This window comes from Kitasatospora saccharophila, assembly GCF_039529925.1.
GTDB classification, from domain to species: Bacteria; Actinomycetota; Actinomycetes; order Streptomycetales; family Streptomycetaceae; genus Kitasatospora; species Kitasatospora saccharophila.
The window spans coordinates 118,025-132,648 of record NZ_BAAANS010000011.1; the positions used below are offsets into that span (position 1 = coordinate 118,025).

The window sequence follows — 14,624 nt, forward strand, 5'->3', positions numbered from 1 at the left end:
CACGCACGGCAGGGCCGCGGCACCGGGTGCCCCCCCGGCGCCGCGGCCCTGCCCGTTCGCTACCGCCGGGTCGAGACGGTGACCGAGGCGACCTTCATCGGGTGGCCCGGTTCCGTCCCGGCCGTGGGCGAACTGCCGTACGCGGCCGGGAGGTCGCCGCCGATGGCGACGTTCAGGATCAGGAAGACGCCGTGGTGGACGGCCTGGTCCCAGGCGGCCGGGTCGACCCGGTCGGCGGTGACCTCGAAGTACTCCCGGCCGTCCCGCAGCCAGCGGACCCGTTCGGGGCTGGTGGAGCGGTCGATCTCGACGGCGTAGGTGTGGAAGGCGCCCCAGCAGTCCGCGCAGGGCTGCTCGCCCGAGCCGAGGCCATTGGGCTCCTGGCACGGCCCGCCGGGGGTGGTGCCGCAGTGCACGGTGCCGAACACGCCGCGGGCGCCGACGGATTCGAGCACGTCCAGCTCGCCGACGCCGGGCCAGCCGGTGTAGCCGTCGCGGAGCTTGCCGCCGAGCGCCCAGAACGCCGGCCAGTACCCGGCCGCTGCCTCGCCGTGCACGTCGGGGAGCGCCAACTCGGCCTCCAGGCGCAGGATCCCGCCCGCGGGGGCGGCCAGGTCGGCCCGCCTGGACTCGATCCGGCCGGAGGACCAGCGGCCCGCCGCGTCCCGGGTGGGCGTGATCTCCAGCGCGCCCCTGCCGTCCAGGCGGACGTTCTCGGCGGAGTCGGTCATCGTCTCGACCTCGCCGGTGCCCCACCGGGCGGCCGGGCAGCCGGGGTAGCAGGTGCCCAGGTCGTACTGCCAGGTGGCGGGGTCGGGCCTCGCGCCGGCCGCGCCGTCGAACTCGTCGTGCAGCAGCGTCGTCCAGCCGCCGGCCGGGCCGAACGCGCCGCTGTCGATGAGGAGTTGGTCCAGGCGAGGGGTGAGCACCACGGCCGCGGCGTTGGTCAGGTGCGAGTCGTCGCGGTACAGCAGCACGTGCTCCAGGACGGCCGGGCAGCTGCGCCCGCTCGCCGGGCAGAGCACCGAGTTGACCTCGACGGTGGTGACGCCGGGGAACTTCCCGGCGGCGATCTCCTCGGCCAGCGGGTCGGCGTACAGGCCCTCGGCGCGCGGGAAGTCGCAGGCGGAGGTGGTGTCCGGGTGGCCGGAGACGCAGGCCGGGACGTCCCGGCCGGGGATCGGGGTGTCCTGCAGGTAGACGATCGGGACGCCCAGCTCCCGCAGCGGGGCGAGGGTCCGCTCCCAGCCGCGCAGCAGTGCGGCCCGGTCGGCGGTGTAGCGGTTGAGCGCGGAGACGATGACCAGCTTGGGCTTCGGCCCGTCCACCAGCCGGGTCAGGGCGTTCGCCCGCCAGGTGTCGCACTCGTGATAGGTACGGCCCAACTGCGGGTTGGTGACCGTCAGTTCGGGCAGCGGGCAGCCCTGCTTGACCAACTCCTCGACGGACAGCCGGTGTTCGGCAGCGACGCCGAGCAGTGCGGAGAACCACTGGCCGGCGTGCGAGTCGCCGAGCAGCACGATCCGGTCGTCGCCGGTGCCGAAGCGGCACGGCGGGCTGGTGGTGTCGGCCGGGTCCACCTCGCAGCCGCCGTCCGGCGGGAAGTCCTGCCGGGCCTGGACGGGGTTGGGCACGGTCGGCGTGTGCGGGGGCGGCGCGGCGGCCAGCAGGCTGCTGCCGGTGCGGGCGCCCGGCGGCAGGCCGGACGGGTCCGGGGGCGTGGCCGGGCCCAGGTCGCGGATGGTGCCGGAGCCGACGACCAGGGCCAGCAGCACCGGGAAGACCACCGCGGTCAGGCCCAGCGACAGGCCGCGGCGCGGGATCTCGCCGAGCACCCGGCTGCGGCGCAGCGGCTGCTCCAGCCAGCGCAGCGCGGCGTACGCGGGCAGCGCGGCGGCGGCGGTCAGGGCGACCCTGACGCCCCAGTGCAGGGTGCCCCACCGGGCCTCGGCGAGGACCAGCACCGGCCAGTGCCACAGGTACAGGTTGTAGGAGAGCCGGCCGATCGCGCGCGGCGCGCCGAGCGACAGCGCCCGGCCGACCAGGTGGGTGCCGCCGGCGCCGGCCAGCAGGATCGCGGCGGTGGCGGCGGTCGGCAGCAGCGCGGCGTACCCGGGGTAGGGGGTGCGGCCGTCGAACAGCAGCAGTGCGGCGAGCACCCCGGCCAGGCCGCCGGTCCCGAGCAACTCCCGTGCCGGCCTTGGCATCCGGCCGATCGGCAGCAGGGCGACGGCGGCGCCGGCGGCGAACTGCCAGGCCCGGGTCGGGGTGGAGAGGTAGGCCCCGGCGCTCCAGTGCAGGGAGAGCCAGAACGAGCCGGCGCCGAGCAGCAGGGTCAGGCCGAGCAGGGTGCGCCGGCGCCAGGCCCAGCGGGCGGCGAGGGCCAGCAGCGGGGCCCAGAGCAGGTAGAACTGCTCCTCGACGGCGAGCGACCAGAAGTGCAGCAGGGCGCTCGGGTCGCGGCCGGCCGCCAGGTAGTCGGTCTGCTCGGCGATGAAGCGCCAGTTGGCGACGGACAGTGCGGAGGCGAGGACGTCGCGCTCCAGGTCGGCGCGGCGCAGCGGCGCGGTGAGCAGGGCGCCGAGCACGGCGGTGACGGCCAGTACGACGGCGGCGGAGGGCAGCAGGCGGCGGGCCCGGCGGGAGTAGAACTCGGCGAGCCGGACGCGCCCGGTGCGGACGCTCTCGCCGCGCAGCAGGCCGGTGATCAGGTAGCCGGAGACGACGAAGAAGACGTCGACGCCGACGAAGCCGCCCGCGAAGCCGGGCACGGCGGCGTGGAAGGCGAGCACGGCGAGCACGGCGACGGCCCGCAGGCCCTCGATGTCGGGTCGGAACTTCGGCCGCTCGACCGGTGCTCGGTTCAGCACGACGGTGAGCGGGGCGGTACTCGGGGCGGTACTGGTGGACACGGGAGCGTGGACCTTTCAGCCCAGCCAGGGCAGCATCGGGGCCGCCCAGCCGGAGGCGAGCAGAGCGAGCAGGGCGAGCGTGCTCGTGACGGCGAGGGCCTCGGGCCAGCGCCGCGGACGCATCGCCGGGCGGGCCCCGGATTCGGTGGACTCGGCCGCGCGGGGCCGGAGTTCGGCGTACAGGTCGCGGATCAGCGGCACGCCGAGGTGCAGCTGCACGGCCAGGTACAGGGCCAGGCCCCAGGTGGTGTGCCAGCCGTGCAGCCAGGTGGCGGCGGCCACCCCGACGGCGGTGGCGAGCAGGGTGCCGGCCGTCCAGAGCAGCGAGACCAGCAGCACCTTGCGGGCCATGCCGCCGGAGCGGCCGGGCTTGGCGACGCCGGTGGGCACCCAGGCGGCGCTGCGGCCGCGGACGGTGTGCCAGTAGGCGGTGGCGGCGGCGAAGCTCATCAGCACGTTGGCGCGCAGCACTTCGGAGCGCCAGCGGGTGCGGCTGACCCGGGGCAGCAGCACGTGCCACAGCCAGAGCAGCGAGAGCATCGGCAGCACGTACCAGGCGCGGACCTCGCCGGGGAAGGCGAACAGCATGACCAGCGGCGGCAGCGGGGCGGTGAGCACGTTCACGGCGGCGGCCAGGTAGCCGACGATGCCCTCGTCGAAGCAGCGGCGCATCCGCCAGGTCATCGCCCTGCGGGTGGCCTTGTCGCCGATCAGGTGCAGGTTGCCCATCGTCCAGCGGTACTGCTGGTTGACGAAGCTGGTGGTGGAGTCCGGCGAGGTGCCCTTGGCGACCAGCACCGGCACGTACCGGGTGGTGTAGCCCCGCTGGTGCAGGGCGAGGCCGGTGTACATGTCCTCGCTGTGGTCGAGCCGGGCGAAGCCGCCGGCGGCGTCGATCGCGGCGCGCCGGTAGACGGCGTTGGAGCCGCAGCAGATGGCGGCGTCGGAGGCGTCCCGGCTGGGCTGCACCCAGCGGAAGAACCACTCCTGGGCGGAGCCGGCGGCGCGCTGCACCCAGCCCATCGAGGCGTCGGTGTCGAAGCACTGCGGGCTCTGCACGATGCCGACCCCCGGGTCGCCGAAGTACGGCAGCAGGTGCTGCAGCAGGTCGGCGCGCGGCGCGAAGTCGGCGTCCAGGATGGCGACGTACTCGCCGTCGCTGAGGGTCAGCGCGTGGTTGAGGTTGCCGGCCTTCTTGAACTCGCCGCGGTTCGGGCGGACCACGTAGTGGTAGCCGAACTGCTCTGCCAGGGCGGCGACTTCGGTGCGGTCGGCGTCGTCGAGCACCCACACGTCGAGGCGGCCCGGGTAGCTGCTGCGGGCGACCGCGCGGTACGCGTTCTCCAGGATGTCGAGCGGTTCGCCGCAGGTCGGCAGGTACAGGTCGACGGACGGCGCGGTGGCCGGCTGCCAGGCGGCGACCAGCAGTTCGTGGCCGGCCCGGGTGAAGCGGCGGCGGCGCAGGCCGTTCAGGCAGGTCAGGGCGAGTGCGACGGCGTTGACGCCGAGGACGGCGAGGAACGGCCACAGGGCCGGGGTGCGCAGCGAGAAGCTGAGCATCGTGCCGGCGCTCACCGTGAAGGCGAGCGCGGAGAGCAGCGGGACCCAGCGACGCTGAGGCCCGAAGTACCAATAGAGCTCCTGATCGGAAGGTGGTGACGGAAGGTGATTGACAGTCATTGGGCCCCCCACGGCCGGACGTTGACACCTGTCGCCGGTCAGAGTACCCGATTGGTATAGACCAAATGACCACGCCGGATGAACGCCGGAACAACTCGGGTGAAGGCCGGATGACCAGGCATGACCGTGTCAGGCAAGATCGTCACCGCGGTGCGCCGGGGGCGTCCGGGACGAGTGACGTGCGGAGTGGCGCGATGGTTCCGGGCGCGCGGTGGCGGGCGTCCGCCACGCCGGACGGCGCAAGTGCGCCGCGAATTGACGGCCCGTCAGGTGGCGCTCAGTGACGGAAGGGGCAGCGGTCGGCGCCCGCCGGGGCAGCCGCCGGTACCCGTCGGGGCAGCCGCGGGCGCCCGCCGGGGCAGGCGCCGGGGCGGTTGCTCAGCGGGCGGCCGCGGCCGGGGTCGCCGCGCCGACGGCCGGGGCCGCGATCTCGGCGGGGCCCTTCGGGCAGCGCGGGAGGGCGGTCAGCACGGCCTCCAGCAGGCCCGGGAAGCGGGCGGACAGGTCGTCCGTGCGCAGGGTGTTCATCTTCGAGGTGCCGCGCCGGTGCTGGCGGATCAGTCCGGCCTCGCGCAGCACCCGGAAGTGGTGGGTCATCGTCGACTTGGTGACCGGCAGTTCGAACGCCAGGCAGTTCAGCTCGTCTCCGCCCGCGCCCGCGAGGTCGGCGACGATCCGCAGCCGGGTCGGGTCCGCCAGGGCGTGCAGCACGGACACCAACTGCAGCTCCGCGGCGGGGGGCTCGGGGAGCAGGCCGGGGCAGTCCTGGTCGTGGTCGAGGGTCACGGGTTCATAGTACGACAGACCTCGTAGTTTGACAGGTCTCGTAGTACGGTGAGTATCGTACGAAGCGAAAGAAGCCGAATCCGGACCACAGGAAGGACAGGCAGCCGTGAGCGCCCTGTTCGAGCCCATCACCATCCGCTCGCTGACCATTCCCAACCGGATCTGGCTCAGCCCGATGTGCATGTACTCGGCCGCCGCCGAGGGCCCCGACACCGGCGCCGCCACCGACTTCCACCTCGCCCACCTCGGCTCCCGGGCCGCCGGCGGCGCCGGGCTGGTGATGGTCGAGGCCACCAGTGTCCGCCCCGACGGCCGGATCTCCCCGTGGGACCTCGGCCTGTGGAACGACCGCCAGCAGGAGCAGCTCGCCCGGATCGCCGCGCTGATCACCCAGCACGGCTCCGTCCCGGCGATCCAGCTCGCCCACGCCGGGCGCAAGGCGTCCACCAACCACCACGGCAAGGGCGGCGGCCCGCTCCCGGTCGAGCAGGGCGGCTGGCAGGTGGTCGGCCCGTCCCCGCTCCCGTTCAACGAGGGCTACCCGGTGCCCGCCGAACTCACCGAGGCGCAGATCGCCGAGGTGATCCAGGACTTCGCCGCCTCCGCCCGCCGCGCCCTGGCCGCCGGCTTCAAGGTCGTCGAGGTGCACGGCGCGCACGGCTACCTCACCCACCAGTTCCTCTCCCCGGTCTCCAACCACCGCACCGACGGCTACGGCGGCGACTTCACCGGGCGCAGCCGCTTCGCCCGCGAACTCGCGGCCGCGGTCCGGGCCGTCTGGCCCGCCGACCTCCCGGTGTTCTTCCGGGTCTCGGCGACCGACTGGCTCCCCGAGGAGCCCAGCTGGACGATCGAGGAGTCCGTCCTGCTGGCCAAGGAGCTGCAGGCCATCGGGGTCGACCTGATCGACGTCTCCACCGGCGGCAACGTCCCGCACGCGAAGATCCCGGTCGAGCCGAACTACCAGGTCCCGTTCGCCGAGACCATCCGCCGCGAGTCCGGCCTCCCGGTCAACGCGATCGGCCTGATCACCGAGGCGGCCCAGGCCGAGGAGATCGTCGCCGAGGGCCGCGCCGACGCGGTCATGCTCGGCCGCGAACTGCTGCGCGACCCCTACTGGCCGCTGCACGCCGCCCGCGAGCTCGACGTCCCCCGCAACTGGCCCGCCCAGTACGGCTACGTGGTCGGCGCGCGCGGCTGACCCGCCGCACCGCGTCGCGCGGGCCGACCGGGGTGAACGGCCCGGTCGGCCCGCGCGGCGTTCTTGCTAGGGTGCCTGCGATGAGTGAAGCGACGGAGCGGCTGCGAGCGGCGATCGCGGGGAACCTGAAGCACGCCCGGCTGGTCCGGGGCATGAGCCTGCGGGACCTCGCGGAGCGGGCGGGCGTGAGCAAGGGCCTCCTGTCGCAGCTGGAGCACAGTGCGGCCAACCCGACCATCGAGGCGCTCGGCGCCGTCGCGGCGGCCCTGGGCCTGGAGGTCGCGGACCTCATCCGCACCCCGCTGTTCGAACCCCAGGTGCTGTCCGCGCGCTCGCCGGAGGAGGCGGCCCGGACGCTGTTCGCCAGCTCCGAGGCCCGCCGGGTCGGCCTCTACGAGACCGCGCTGCCCCCCGGCGGCTCCCACGACAGCGCGCCGCACGGGCGCGGCTCGGAGGAGTTCGCCTACGTGCTGTCCGGTGCGGTGGTGCTGACGCTGGAACAGCGGTCGGTGTCGCTGCGCGCGGGCGAGGCGGTGCGCTTCTCCGGGGAGGGCGAGCACAGCTACCAGGCGGCGGGGGACCGCCCGGTCGAGCTGATCACGATGCTCTCCATGCCGTCCGACTGACCGTCACCCGGCCCCGGCCGACCGTCACCCCGCCCCGGCCGGCGGGTGCTCGCCCCGGCCGGCGGGTGCTCGCCCCGGCCGGCGGGTGCTCAGCCCTCCAGCAGGACGAGGCCGCGGTAGCTGGGGGTGCCGTACCAGGCGAGCCGGTCCAGGGTGGCGGCGGGCAGCGGCAGGTCGACCCCGTCGACCCAGCTCTCGCCGAAGTTGGCGTCGGTCCACGGGTCGTGGGCCAGGAACACGTCGGGGTCGGCCGTGCCGTGCACGGTGATCCAGTGCGGGCAGCTCTCGTCGTGCATGCCCAGCTGCTCGATCAGGACCAGCGCGACCGCGCCGCCGGCCAGCGCGGCCCGCAGGGCGTCCAGCGAGAACGCCTCGGTGCGGACGTCGAGGCCGCGCTCGGCGGCCTCCCGGCGGAACCCGTCCTGGAGGAAGGCCCGCAGGTCGCGCTCCTCGTCGTTGACGCACAGCTCCAGCAGCACCGGCCGCTCGGTGGAGAGCAGCACCCGGGCCCGGGCGCCCTCGTCCGCGGCGGCCAGCGCCAGGCCCACCGGCTCGCAGCCGCCGACCGTGGTGGCGCGCCGCCACAGCCGCAGTTCGGCCTCCCGGGTCGGCCGGCCGCGCAGGCCCAGCGCGGCCAGGCCCATCTGGAGCGCGACCGGGCCGCAGGTGAAGTCGGTGGTCTGCCGCATGTAGGGGACCGCGCCGGGCGCCGCCGGGGACGGCTCGCGCACCAGCACCAGGCCGTGCACCGGCGGCTCGTGGAACGGGCCCGCCACCGGCCCCGACCAGCGGGGCGGCTGCGGCAGCTCCTGCCAGCCGGCGGTGAGCGCCCGCTCCCGGTCGGCCTCGAAGGAGGCGTCGGCCGGGCGGAGTTCGCGCTTGACCGAGACGGCCCCCTCGGCCCAGGCGCGCTCCACCACGGAGTCCACCAGACGCTCCGTCAGGGCGGCCCGCGCGGCGGGCTCCGCGGCCGCCGTCCAGACGTCCACCACCTTGCGGTAGGCGGTCAGCGGCCGGTGCACCTCGAAGGCGGCGCCCAGCAGTTCGCCGCCGCGCCGGGCGGTGTGCAGGGTCGCCACCTGCACCCCGCCGTGCCGGTTCCAGCGCCGCAGCAGCGCGGGGGGCAGGGCGCCGACGCCGTCGGCGACCGCGGTCACGTCGTCGGGCACGGGCAGCGCGTCGATCTGCAGGTCGTTCGGCAGGTCGCTCGGCGGGAGGTCGGACACGGTCAACAGGCTCCGTAGCTCGGGGAGTCGAGGGCTCAGTGGGCGGCCGGTGCGCTGGCCAGCAGCTGCCGGGTGTACGGGTGGGCGGGCGCGGTCAGCACCGCGTCGGCCGGGCCGTGCTCGACCACCCGGCCCCGGTGCATGACGTGGACGCGGTCCGCGACCTGACGGGCGATGGCCAGGTCGTGGGTGATGAACAGGATGCTCAGGTCGAGTTCGCGGCGGAGCCGGGCGAGCAGGTTCAGCACCCCGGCCTGCACCGACACGTCCAGCGCGGACACCGCCTCGTCGCAGACCAGCACGCCCGGGCGGGGCGCCAGCGCCCGGGCGATCGCGACGCGCTGCCGCTCGCCGCCGGAGAGCCGGCGCGGTCTGCGGGTCACGTACTCGCGCGGCAGGCCGACGAGTTCGAGCAGGTCGGCGGGGTCCTCGTCGGGGCGGCCGGCGGCGCGCAGGGCCTCGCGCAGGGTGGTGCCGATGCTGTGCCCGGGGTTCAGCGCCGAGTACGGGTCCTGGAAGACGATCTGCACCCGTCCGGGGTCCGTCGTCCGCCGCCCGCGCGGGCCGCCGCCGTCGCGTTCGGAGAGCGGGAACGCCACCGTCCCGGCGTCCGGCCGCTCCAGGCCGACCACGCAGCGGGCCAGCGTGGTCTTGCCGGAGCCGGACTGGCCCAGCACGACGACCGCCTCGCCGCGCTCCAGCCGCAGGTCCACGGCGTCCACGGCGGGCCGGTCCGTGCGGGGGAACCGCTTGACCAGCCCGGTCACCAGCAGCGCGGGCTCCGCGCCGCCCGTCCGGGGCGCCGCCGCCTCGGACGCCTGCGCTGCCTCAGGAGCCGGCACCGGCAGCGCGGCGCTCTCGCCGATCCGCAGGCAGGCGGCCAGGTGCTCGGCGTCGTCGGGCGCCGGAGCCAGCAGGGGGGAGTACCGGCTCCGGCAGTCGGGGAGGGCCAGCTCGCAGCGGTCCGCGAACGCGCAGCCCGCGCCGACCGCGTGGGCGGCGGGGACCTGGCCGGGGATGGTGGGCAGCAGCGGCAGGCGCCGGTCCAGCGGCGGCTCGCAGGCGGCGAGCCGGGCGGTGTACGGGTGGGCGGGGGCGTCCAGCACCTGCGCGCCGGTGCCGGTCTCGACCAGGCGGCCCGCGTACATCACCCCGATCCGGTCGGCGCGGCTGCGGGCCAGGCCGAGGTCGTGGGTGATCAGGACGACGGCCATCCGCCGCTCCCGCTGGAGGCGGGCGATCAGCTCCAGCACCTCGTGCTGGGTGGTGGCGTCCAGTGCCGTGGTGGGCTCGTCGGCGATCAGCAGGTCCGGGTCGGCGGCCAGCACCGCGGCGATCGCGACCCGCTGGCGCATGCCGCCGGACAGCTGGTGCGGGTACCGGTCGGCGGTGTCGGGCGCGAGCCCCACCTCGGCCAGCAGCGCGGCCACCCGCTTCGCCCGCTCGGCGCGGGAGGGCTTGCCGGGCAGCGCCCAGCCGATCTGCGCCCCGCAGGTGTGCACGGGGGACAGCGAGGTGAACGGATCCTGCAGCAGCAGTGCGACGCGGTTGCCCCGCACGGTCCGCCAGGGCCGGGCGGCCGGGTCCAGCGGGAGCGGCTCGCCGTCGAGCTCCAGCGTGCCGGTGGCCCGGACGCCGGCGGGCAGCAGGCCGCTGAGCGCCTTGACGGTCATCGACTTGCCCGAGCCGGACTCCCCGACCAGGGCGAGCGTCTCGCCGCGCCGGACGTCCAGGTCGACGCCCGCGACGATCGCGCCGGCCGGCCCGTCCACCCGCAGGCCGCGCACCGACAGCAGCGGGACGGCGGCCAGGACGGCGGACGGGGCGGTGGGCGTCGTGGCCCGCGCCGACGGGTCGTGATCGGCGCGGCTCATCGGGTGGCCACCTTCCGGTCCAGGCGTTCGGCGAGCCAGTCGCCGAGCAGGTTGACGCTGGTGGCGGCCAGGATGATCAGCACGCCGGGCAGGATCGCCGCGAGCGGGTTGTCGACCATGATCCGCTGGCCGTCCGCCAGTTGGCGCCCCCAGTCGGCGGCGCCGGGGGCGACGCCCAGCCCCAGGTAGGAGAGCGAGGAGAGGGCGACCATCGCGAACGCGGTGTTCAGCAGCAGGTTGGCGACCACGATCGGCACGGTGTTGGGCAGCACGTGCCGGACCATGATCCGGCCGGGCCGGATGCCCAGCACCCGCGCCGACTCGATGTAGGGGCGGGCGGCCTGCTCCATCACCGCCGCCCGGACCAGCCGGACGTCGGTCGGGGAGAACAGCACGACCAGCACCAGCACGGTCACCCAGTAGCCGCCGCCGAGCATCCCGACCACCACCATGGCGAGCAGGACGGCGGGCAGCGCGAGCAGCAGGTCGGCGTACCGGCCGACCACGGTGTCCAGCCAGCCGCCCCGGAACCCGGCGAGGGTGCCGAGCAGCAGGCCGAGCAGCATCGAGCCGCAGGCCACCAGAACCGGCCCGAGCAGCGCCGAGCGGGTGCCGAGGACGGCCAGCGAGAGGACGTCGCGGCCGAGCGCGTCGGTGCCGGAGAGGTGGCCCTCGACCCCGGCGCCCACCGTGCCCAGGTAGAGGTCCTGGTCGAGGGCGTGCGGGGCGAGCAGCGGGCCGGCCAGCGCGCAGAGCACCGCCACGGCGAGGAACACCGCGCTCAGCAGCACCGTCAGCGGGGTGCGCGGCATCCGGGGGAGGCGTCGGGTCACCGTCCGACCCCCGCCCTGGTGCGCATCCGGGGATCGACCGCCAGGTAGGCGAGGTCCACCGCCAGCGTGACCAGCGAGACCACCAGCGCGGTCACCAGCGTCAGCGCCTGCACCACCGCGAAGTCCTTGAACAGCACCGAGGACTCCAGCAGCGAGCCGAGCCCGGGCAGCGCGAAGGTGGTCTCCACCAGGACGGTGCCGCCGAGCAGGTAGGCGACCAGCAGGCCCAGGCTGGTGACGACGGGCACGGCGGCGTTGCGCAGCACCACGCCGAGCACCCGCCGCCCGCCCAGGCCGCGGCTGCGGGCGAAGACCACGTAGTCCTCCTCCAGTTCGCGGACGACGGCGGCCCGGGTCAGCTTGACCACGAACGCGCCCAGGCCCAGCGCCAGCGCGACGGACGGCAGCGCGAGGTGCCACAGCCCGTCCAGGAACCCGGTCCCGGTGCCGTACACCGGGAACCACTCCAGGCCGACGCCGAAGACGTACAGCAGCAGCAGGCCGACCGCGAAGCCGGGCGCGCTCACGCCGACCACCGAGCCGCCGACCAGCAGCCGGTCCGCCAGCCGGCCGCGCCGCAGCGCGGCGGCGACCCCCGCCGGGACGCCGACCAGCACGGAGAGGCCGAAGGCCAGGGAGCACAGCGCGGCGGTCAGCCCGAGGCGCTCGGCGAGCACCGAGGACACCGGCTCGCCGGTCCGGACGGAGGTGCCGAGGTCGCCGCCGAGCAGGCCGGACAGCCAGCGCCAGTACTGTCGCAGGAACGGCTCGTCCAGGTGGTACTGGGCCCGGACCTGGGCCAGCGCCTCCGGGGTGGCGTTCCTGGTGCCCAGCAGGTTGCGGGCGATGTCCCCCGGGGCGAGGAACACCAGGCCGTAGACCAGCAGCGACAGCAGGAACAGCAGCAGCAGGGCGGTGCCGAGCCGGCGCGCCACGAAGCCCGCCAGCGGGCGCGCGCCGCCCGCGCCCTTCAGCGGCACGGGCCCGGTGCCCTCCGGTGTGGTGGCTTCCGGCGCGGCTTCCGGCGCGGCGGGGTCAGACGGCCGCATAGATCCGGGTGGGCCACTGCGACACCATCGTGTAGGAGCTGTAGCCGGAGATGCCGACGGTGTCGCGCAGCGCCAGCGCCGACTGCCCCCACCACAGCGGGGCGTAGGCGGCGTCGGCGGCCTGCGCCTGCTGGGCCTGGAGCAGCAGCTCGGCCCGCGCGGCCGGGTCGCCGGTCGTCGCGGCCCGGCCGACCAGCTCGCTGACCTGCGGGTTTTCGTACTTGGCCGGGTTGTCGGGGCCGAGCAGCCAGGAGACGATCTCGCCCGGGTCGCCGGTGGTGTTGAAGTACCAGAAGAAGGTCAGCCCGGGGAAGGAGTTGATCTCGGCGATCCACTGTTCGAGGGGCAGTTCCTTGACGTTCAGCGTGATGCCGATCTTCTTCAGTTCGGCGGCGAGCGCGAGCGCGGCGGTGCCCAGGTGCGGGCCGCTGCTCGGGTACGACAGGTCGACGCTGAAGCCGCCCGGCACCTTGGACCGGTCGAGTTCGGCCTTGGCCTTCTCCAGCGAGTACTCGTACTGCGGGACGGCCGCCAGCTTGGCGGTGGCCTCCTCCGGCGTCCACAGCCCGCCGAACTGCTCGGGGGTGGACAGCGCGGTGGCGACCTGGCCGTGGCCCTGCAGCACCTCCTTGACGATCGCGGCGCGGTCGACCGCGTGCGCGACGGCCCTGCGCACGTGCGGGTCGTCGAAGGGCGCGACGGTGGTGTTGAAGGTCAGGCCCGCGTACGAGCGGTCGGGGGTGTGGACGACCCGGGTGCCCTTGATCGACTCCCACTGCCGGGCGGCGGTCAGCGGCACGTTCAGCGAGGCGTGCGTCTCGCCGGACTGCCAGGCCAGCCGCCGGGTGTTGTCGTCCGGGATGAAGTCGATCCGGAGCTTGGCGACCTTCGGGGCGGTGCCCCACCAGTGCGGGTTGCGGGTCAGTTCGAGGTGGGAGTCCGGCTTGAACTCGGTGACCTGGTACGGGCCGGAGCCGGTGAGCAGCGAGGTGGCGGTGCCGATCTTCCCGCCGGTGCTCTCCCAGTACGACTTGGGGGCGATCCACAGCGCCTGGGCCGAGGTGGCCAGCCACTCGAAGGCCACCGCGCCGCTCTTGCTGACCAGGGTGATCTCGTTCGGCCCGGTCTGCGTGGCGGACTCCAGGTCGGCCCAGTAGCTCGCGGTGCCGGGGGAGACCGTGCTGTCCGCCGCCATCGTGACCGAGTGCAGCACGTCCTCGACGGTGACCGGGCTGCCGTCGTGGAAGCGGGCCCCCTCGCGCAGCGTGTAGACGTGCGTCCGGTCGTCGCGCTTGGTGACCGCGGAGGCCAGCGCCGGGACGAGCTTCCCGTCGCCGTCCACGCCGACCAGGCCCTCCATGGCGACGGCGGCCGCGTAGTAGTTGAGGACGCCGGACTCCTGCCCGGGGTACAGGTTGGAGAGCGAACCCGGCAGCGAGACCCGCAGCAGCGGGATCTCCTTCCCGGTGTCCCGGCCCGCCGAGGCCTGCCCGCCGGTGTCCGCCGCGCGGTCGCCCCGGGACGGCTGCGCCCCGCACGCCTCCAGCAGTGCGCCCAGGGACAACACGGCGGCGCCGGTGAGCGCGCCCTTGAGGATGCTGCGCCGCCGGAGGGCGGGCTGCGGGGTGGCCTGGGACATCTGTTGCCGCCTGTTGCGCGTGGTGCCGGGGCTCGCGTCCATTGAGACGGGCCATTTGGATTGAATCAGTAAACACCTGGCATGCGCGGATGGCTACGGAGCAGTCTGTGACCTCTCTCGCAGTGGCCGGAATCGTCCACATCGTGAGACATCGGCGTCCAGGTCGACCCCCGGCGGCCGGGCGGGGAGCAAGCCCCGCCCGGGGCGGCCGGAAATCCGAATGGTGGACGATCGCGTTCCGGATGGTGGCGGAGACGCCGCCGGCCCGGACACCGTGGGTGTCCGGGCCGGTCGTCGGCGGCCGTGCGGGGGCGCCTGCGGCTACTGCTCGGGCGCCAGCCGGGCCGGGAAGCCGCCGGTGGCGATCGGACCCCAGCGGCGCGGGGTGATCCGGATCAGCGACTTGCCCTGGCGGCGCATCGCCTCCCGGTACTCGTCCCAGTCCGGGTGCTCGCCCGCGATGGTGCGGAAGTACTCCACCAGCGGCTCCAGCGCCTCCGGCAGGTCCAGCACCTCGGCCTCGCCGTCGACCTGCACCCAGGGGCCGTCCCACTCGTCGGAGAGCACCAGCACGCTCACCGCGGCGTCCCGCCTGGCGTTGCGGGTCTTCGCCCGCTCCGGGTAGGTGGAGACGACGATCCGGCCGTCGTCGTCCACCCCGCAGGTCAGCGGGGACGCCTGCGGGGTGCCGTCGGCGCGGCGGGTGATCAGCAGGGCACGGTGGCGGGGGCGGACGAACTCCAGCAGCTCGTCCAGCCCGACCCGGGTGTTGGTGGCGATCGAAGGGCTCATGCCGCC

General features: G+C 74.9%; 11 protein-coding genes. 2 read left to right on the top strand and 9 right to left on the bottom strand.

From position 1 onward, the window contains the following. Nucleotides 1-59: 59 nt before the first annotated feature. The 3 genes from ABD345_RS10910 to ABD345_RS10920 form a co-directional block, all read right to left on the bottom strand. Entirely contained in the window at nt 60-2,912 is a 2,853-nt protein-coding gene (locus tag ABD345_RS10910; RefSeq protein WP_344551769.1) for an SGNH hydrolase domain-containing protein, read from the bottom strand. A 15-nt stretch (nt 2,913-2,927) separates the two neighbouring features. After that, nucleotides 2,928-4,592, bottom strand: coding sequence for a glycosyltransferase family 2 protein (locus ABD345_RS10915; protein ID WP_344551770.1), 1,665 nt, complete (start codon nt 4,590-4,592; stop codon nt 2,928-2,930). Between the two features lie 378 nt (nt 4,593-4,970). Further along, nucleotides 4,971-5,378 carry an ArsR/SmtB family transcription factor gene (locus ABD345_RS10920; protein WP_344551771.1) on the bottom strand — a complete coding sequence of 136 codons (408 nt, stop codon included), beginning with the start codon at nt 5,376-5,378 and terminating at the stop codon, nt 4,971-4,973. A gap of 106 nt (nt 5,379-5,484) precedes the next feature. Between ABD345_RS10920 and ABD345_RS10925 the strand changes: the two genes are divergently transcribed. Beyond that, a complete protein-coding gene (locus ABD345_RS10925) occupies nt 5,485-6,579 on the top strand; it encodes an NADH:flavin oxidoreductase/NADH oxidase (protein WP_344551772.1) in 1,095 nt (364 codons plus the stop codon). 80 nt (nt 6,580-6,659) lie between these two features. Further along, nucleotides 6,660-7,205, top strand: coding sequence for a helix-turn-helix domain-containing protein (locus ABD345_RS10930; RefSeq protein WP_344551773.1), 546 nt, complete (start codon nt 6,660-6,662; stop codon nt 7,203-7,205). Nucleotides 7,206-7,294: 89 nt separating this feature from the next. On the opposite strand, the gene ABD345_RS10935 is transcribed toward ABD345_RS10930, so the two are convergent. The 6 genes from ABD345_RS10935 to ABD345_RS10960 all read right to left on the bottom strand — a co-directional run bounded on the left by ABD345_RS10935 (nt 7,295) and on the right by ABD345_RS10960 (nt 14,618). Next, nucleotides 7,295-8,431: a peptidase C39 family protein gene (locus ABD345_RS10935; RefSeq protein ID WP_344551774.1), complete on the bottom strand. Its 1,137-nt coding sequence runs from the start codon at nt 8,429-8,431 to the stop codon at nt 7,295-7,297. 35 nt (nt 8,432-8,466) lie between these two features. Next, complete coding sequence (locus ABD345_RS10940; protein ID WP_344551775.1) at nt 8,467-10,305, bottom strand: ABC transporter ATP-binding protein; 1,839 nt, start codon at nt 10,303-10,305, stop codon at nt 8,467-8,469. Next, nucleotides 10,302-11,138, bottom strand: coding sequence for an ABC transporter permease (locus ABD345_RS10945; RefSeq protein ID WP_344551776.1), 837 nt, complete (start codon nt 11,136-11,138; stop codon nt 10,302-10,304). The genes ABD345_RS10940 and ABD345_RS10945 overlap by 4 nt, the downstream gene beginning before the upstream one ends. Further along, the gene (locus tag ABD345_RS10950; RefSeq protein WP_344551777.1) at nt 11,135-12,118 is read right to left on the bottom strand and encodes an ABC transporter permease; all 984 of its coding nucleotides are present in this window, start codon (nt 12,116-12,118) and stop codon (nt 11,135-11,137) included. The genes ABD345_RS10945 and ABD345_RS10950 overlap by 4 nt, the downstream gene beginning before the upstream one ends. Before the next feature lie 55 nt (nt 12,119-12,173). Continuing rightward, complete coding sequence (locus ABD345_RS10955; protein WP_344551778.1) at nt 12,174-13,826, bottom strand: ABC transporter substrate-binding protein; 1,653 nt, start codon at nt 13,824-13,826, stop codon at nt 12,174-12,176. A 321-nt stretch (nt 13,827-14,147) separates the two neighbouring features. After that, nucleotides 14,148-14,618: a PPOX class F420-dependent oxidoreductase gene (locus tag ABD345_RS10960; protein ID WP_344551779.1), complete on the bottom strand. Its 471-nt coding sequence runs from the start codon at nt 14,616-14,618 to the stop codon at nt 14,148-14,150. Nucleotides 14,619-14,624: the final 6 nt, after the last annotated feature.

Bases quoted from the DNA above. Each gene is read 5' to 3' on its own strand.
- ABD345_RS10915 (WP_344551770.1), bottom strand. From the start codon at position 4,592: ATGACTGTCAATCACCTTCCGTCACCACCTTCCGATCAGGAGCTCTAT.
- ABD345_RS10930 (WP_344551773.1), top strand. From the start codon at position 6,660: ATGAGTGAAGCGACGGAGCGGCTGCGAGCGGCGATCGCGGGGAACCTG.
- ABD345_RS10940 (WP_344551775.1), bottom strand. From the start codon at position 10,305: ATGAGCCGCGCCGATCACGACCCGTCGGCGCGGGCCACGACGCCCACC.
- ABD345_RS10955 (WP_344551778.1), bottom strand. From the start codon at position 13,826: ATGTCCCAGGCCACCCCGCAGCCCGCCCTCCGGCGGCGCAGCATCCTC.
- ABD345_RS10960 (WP_344551779.1), bottom strand. From the start codon at position 14,618: ATGAGCCCTTCGATCGCCACCAACACCCGGGTCGGGCTGGACGAGCTG.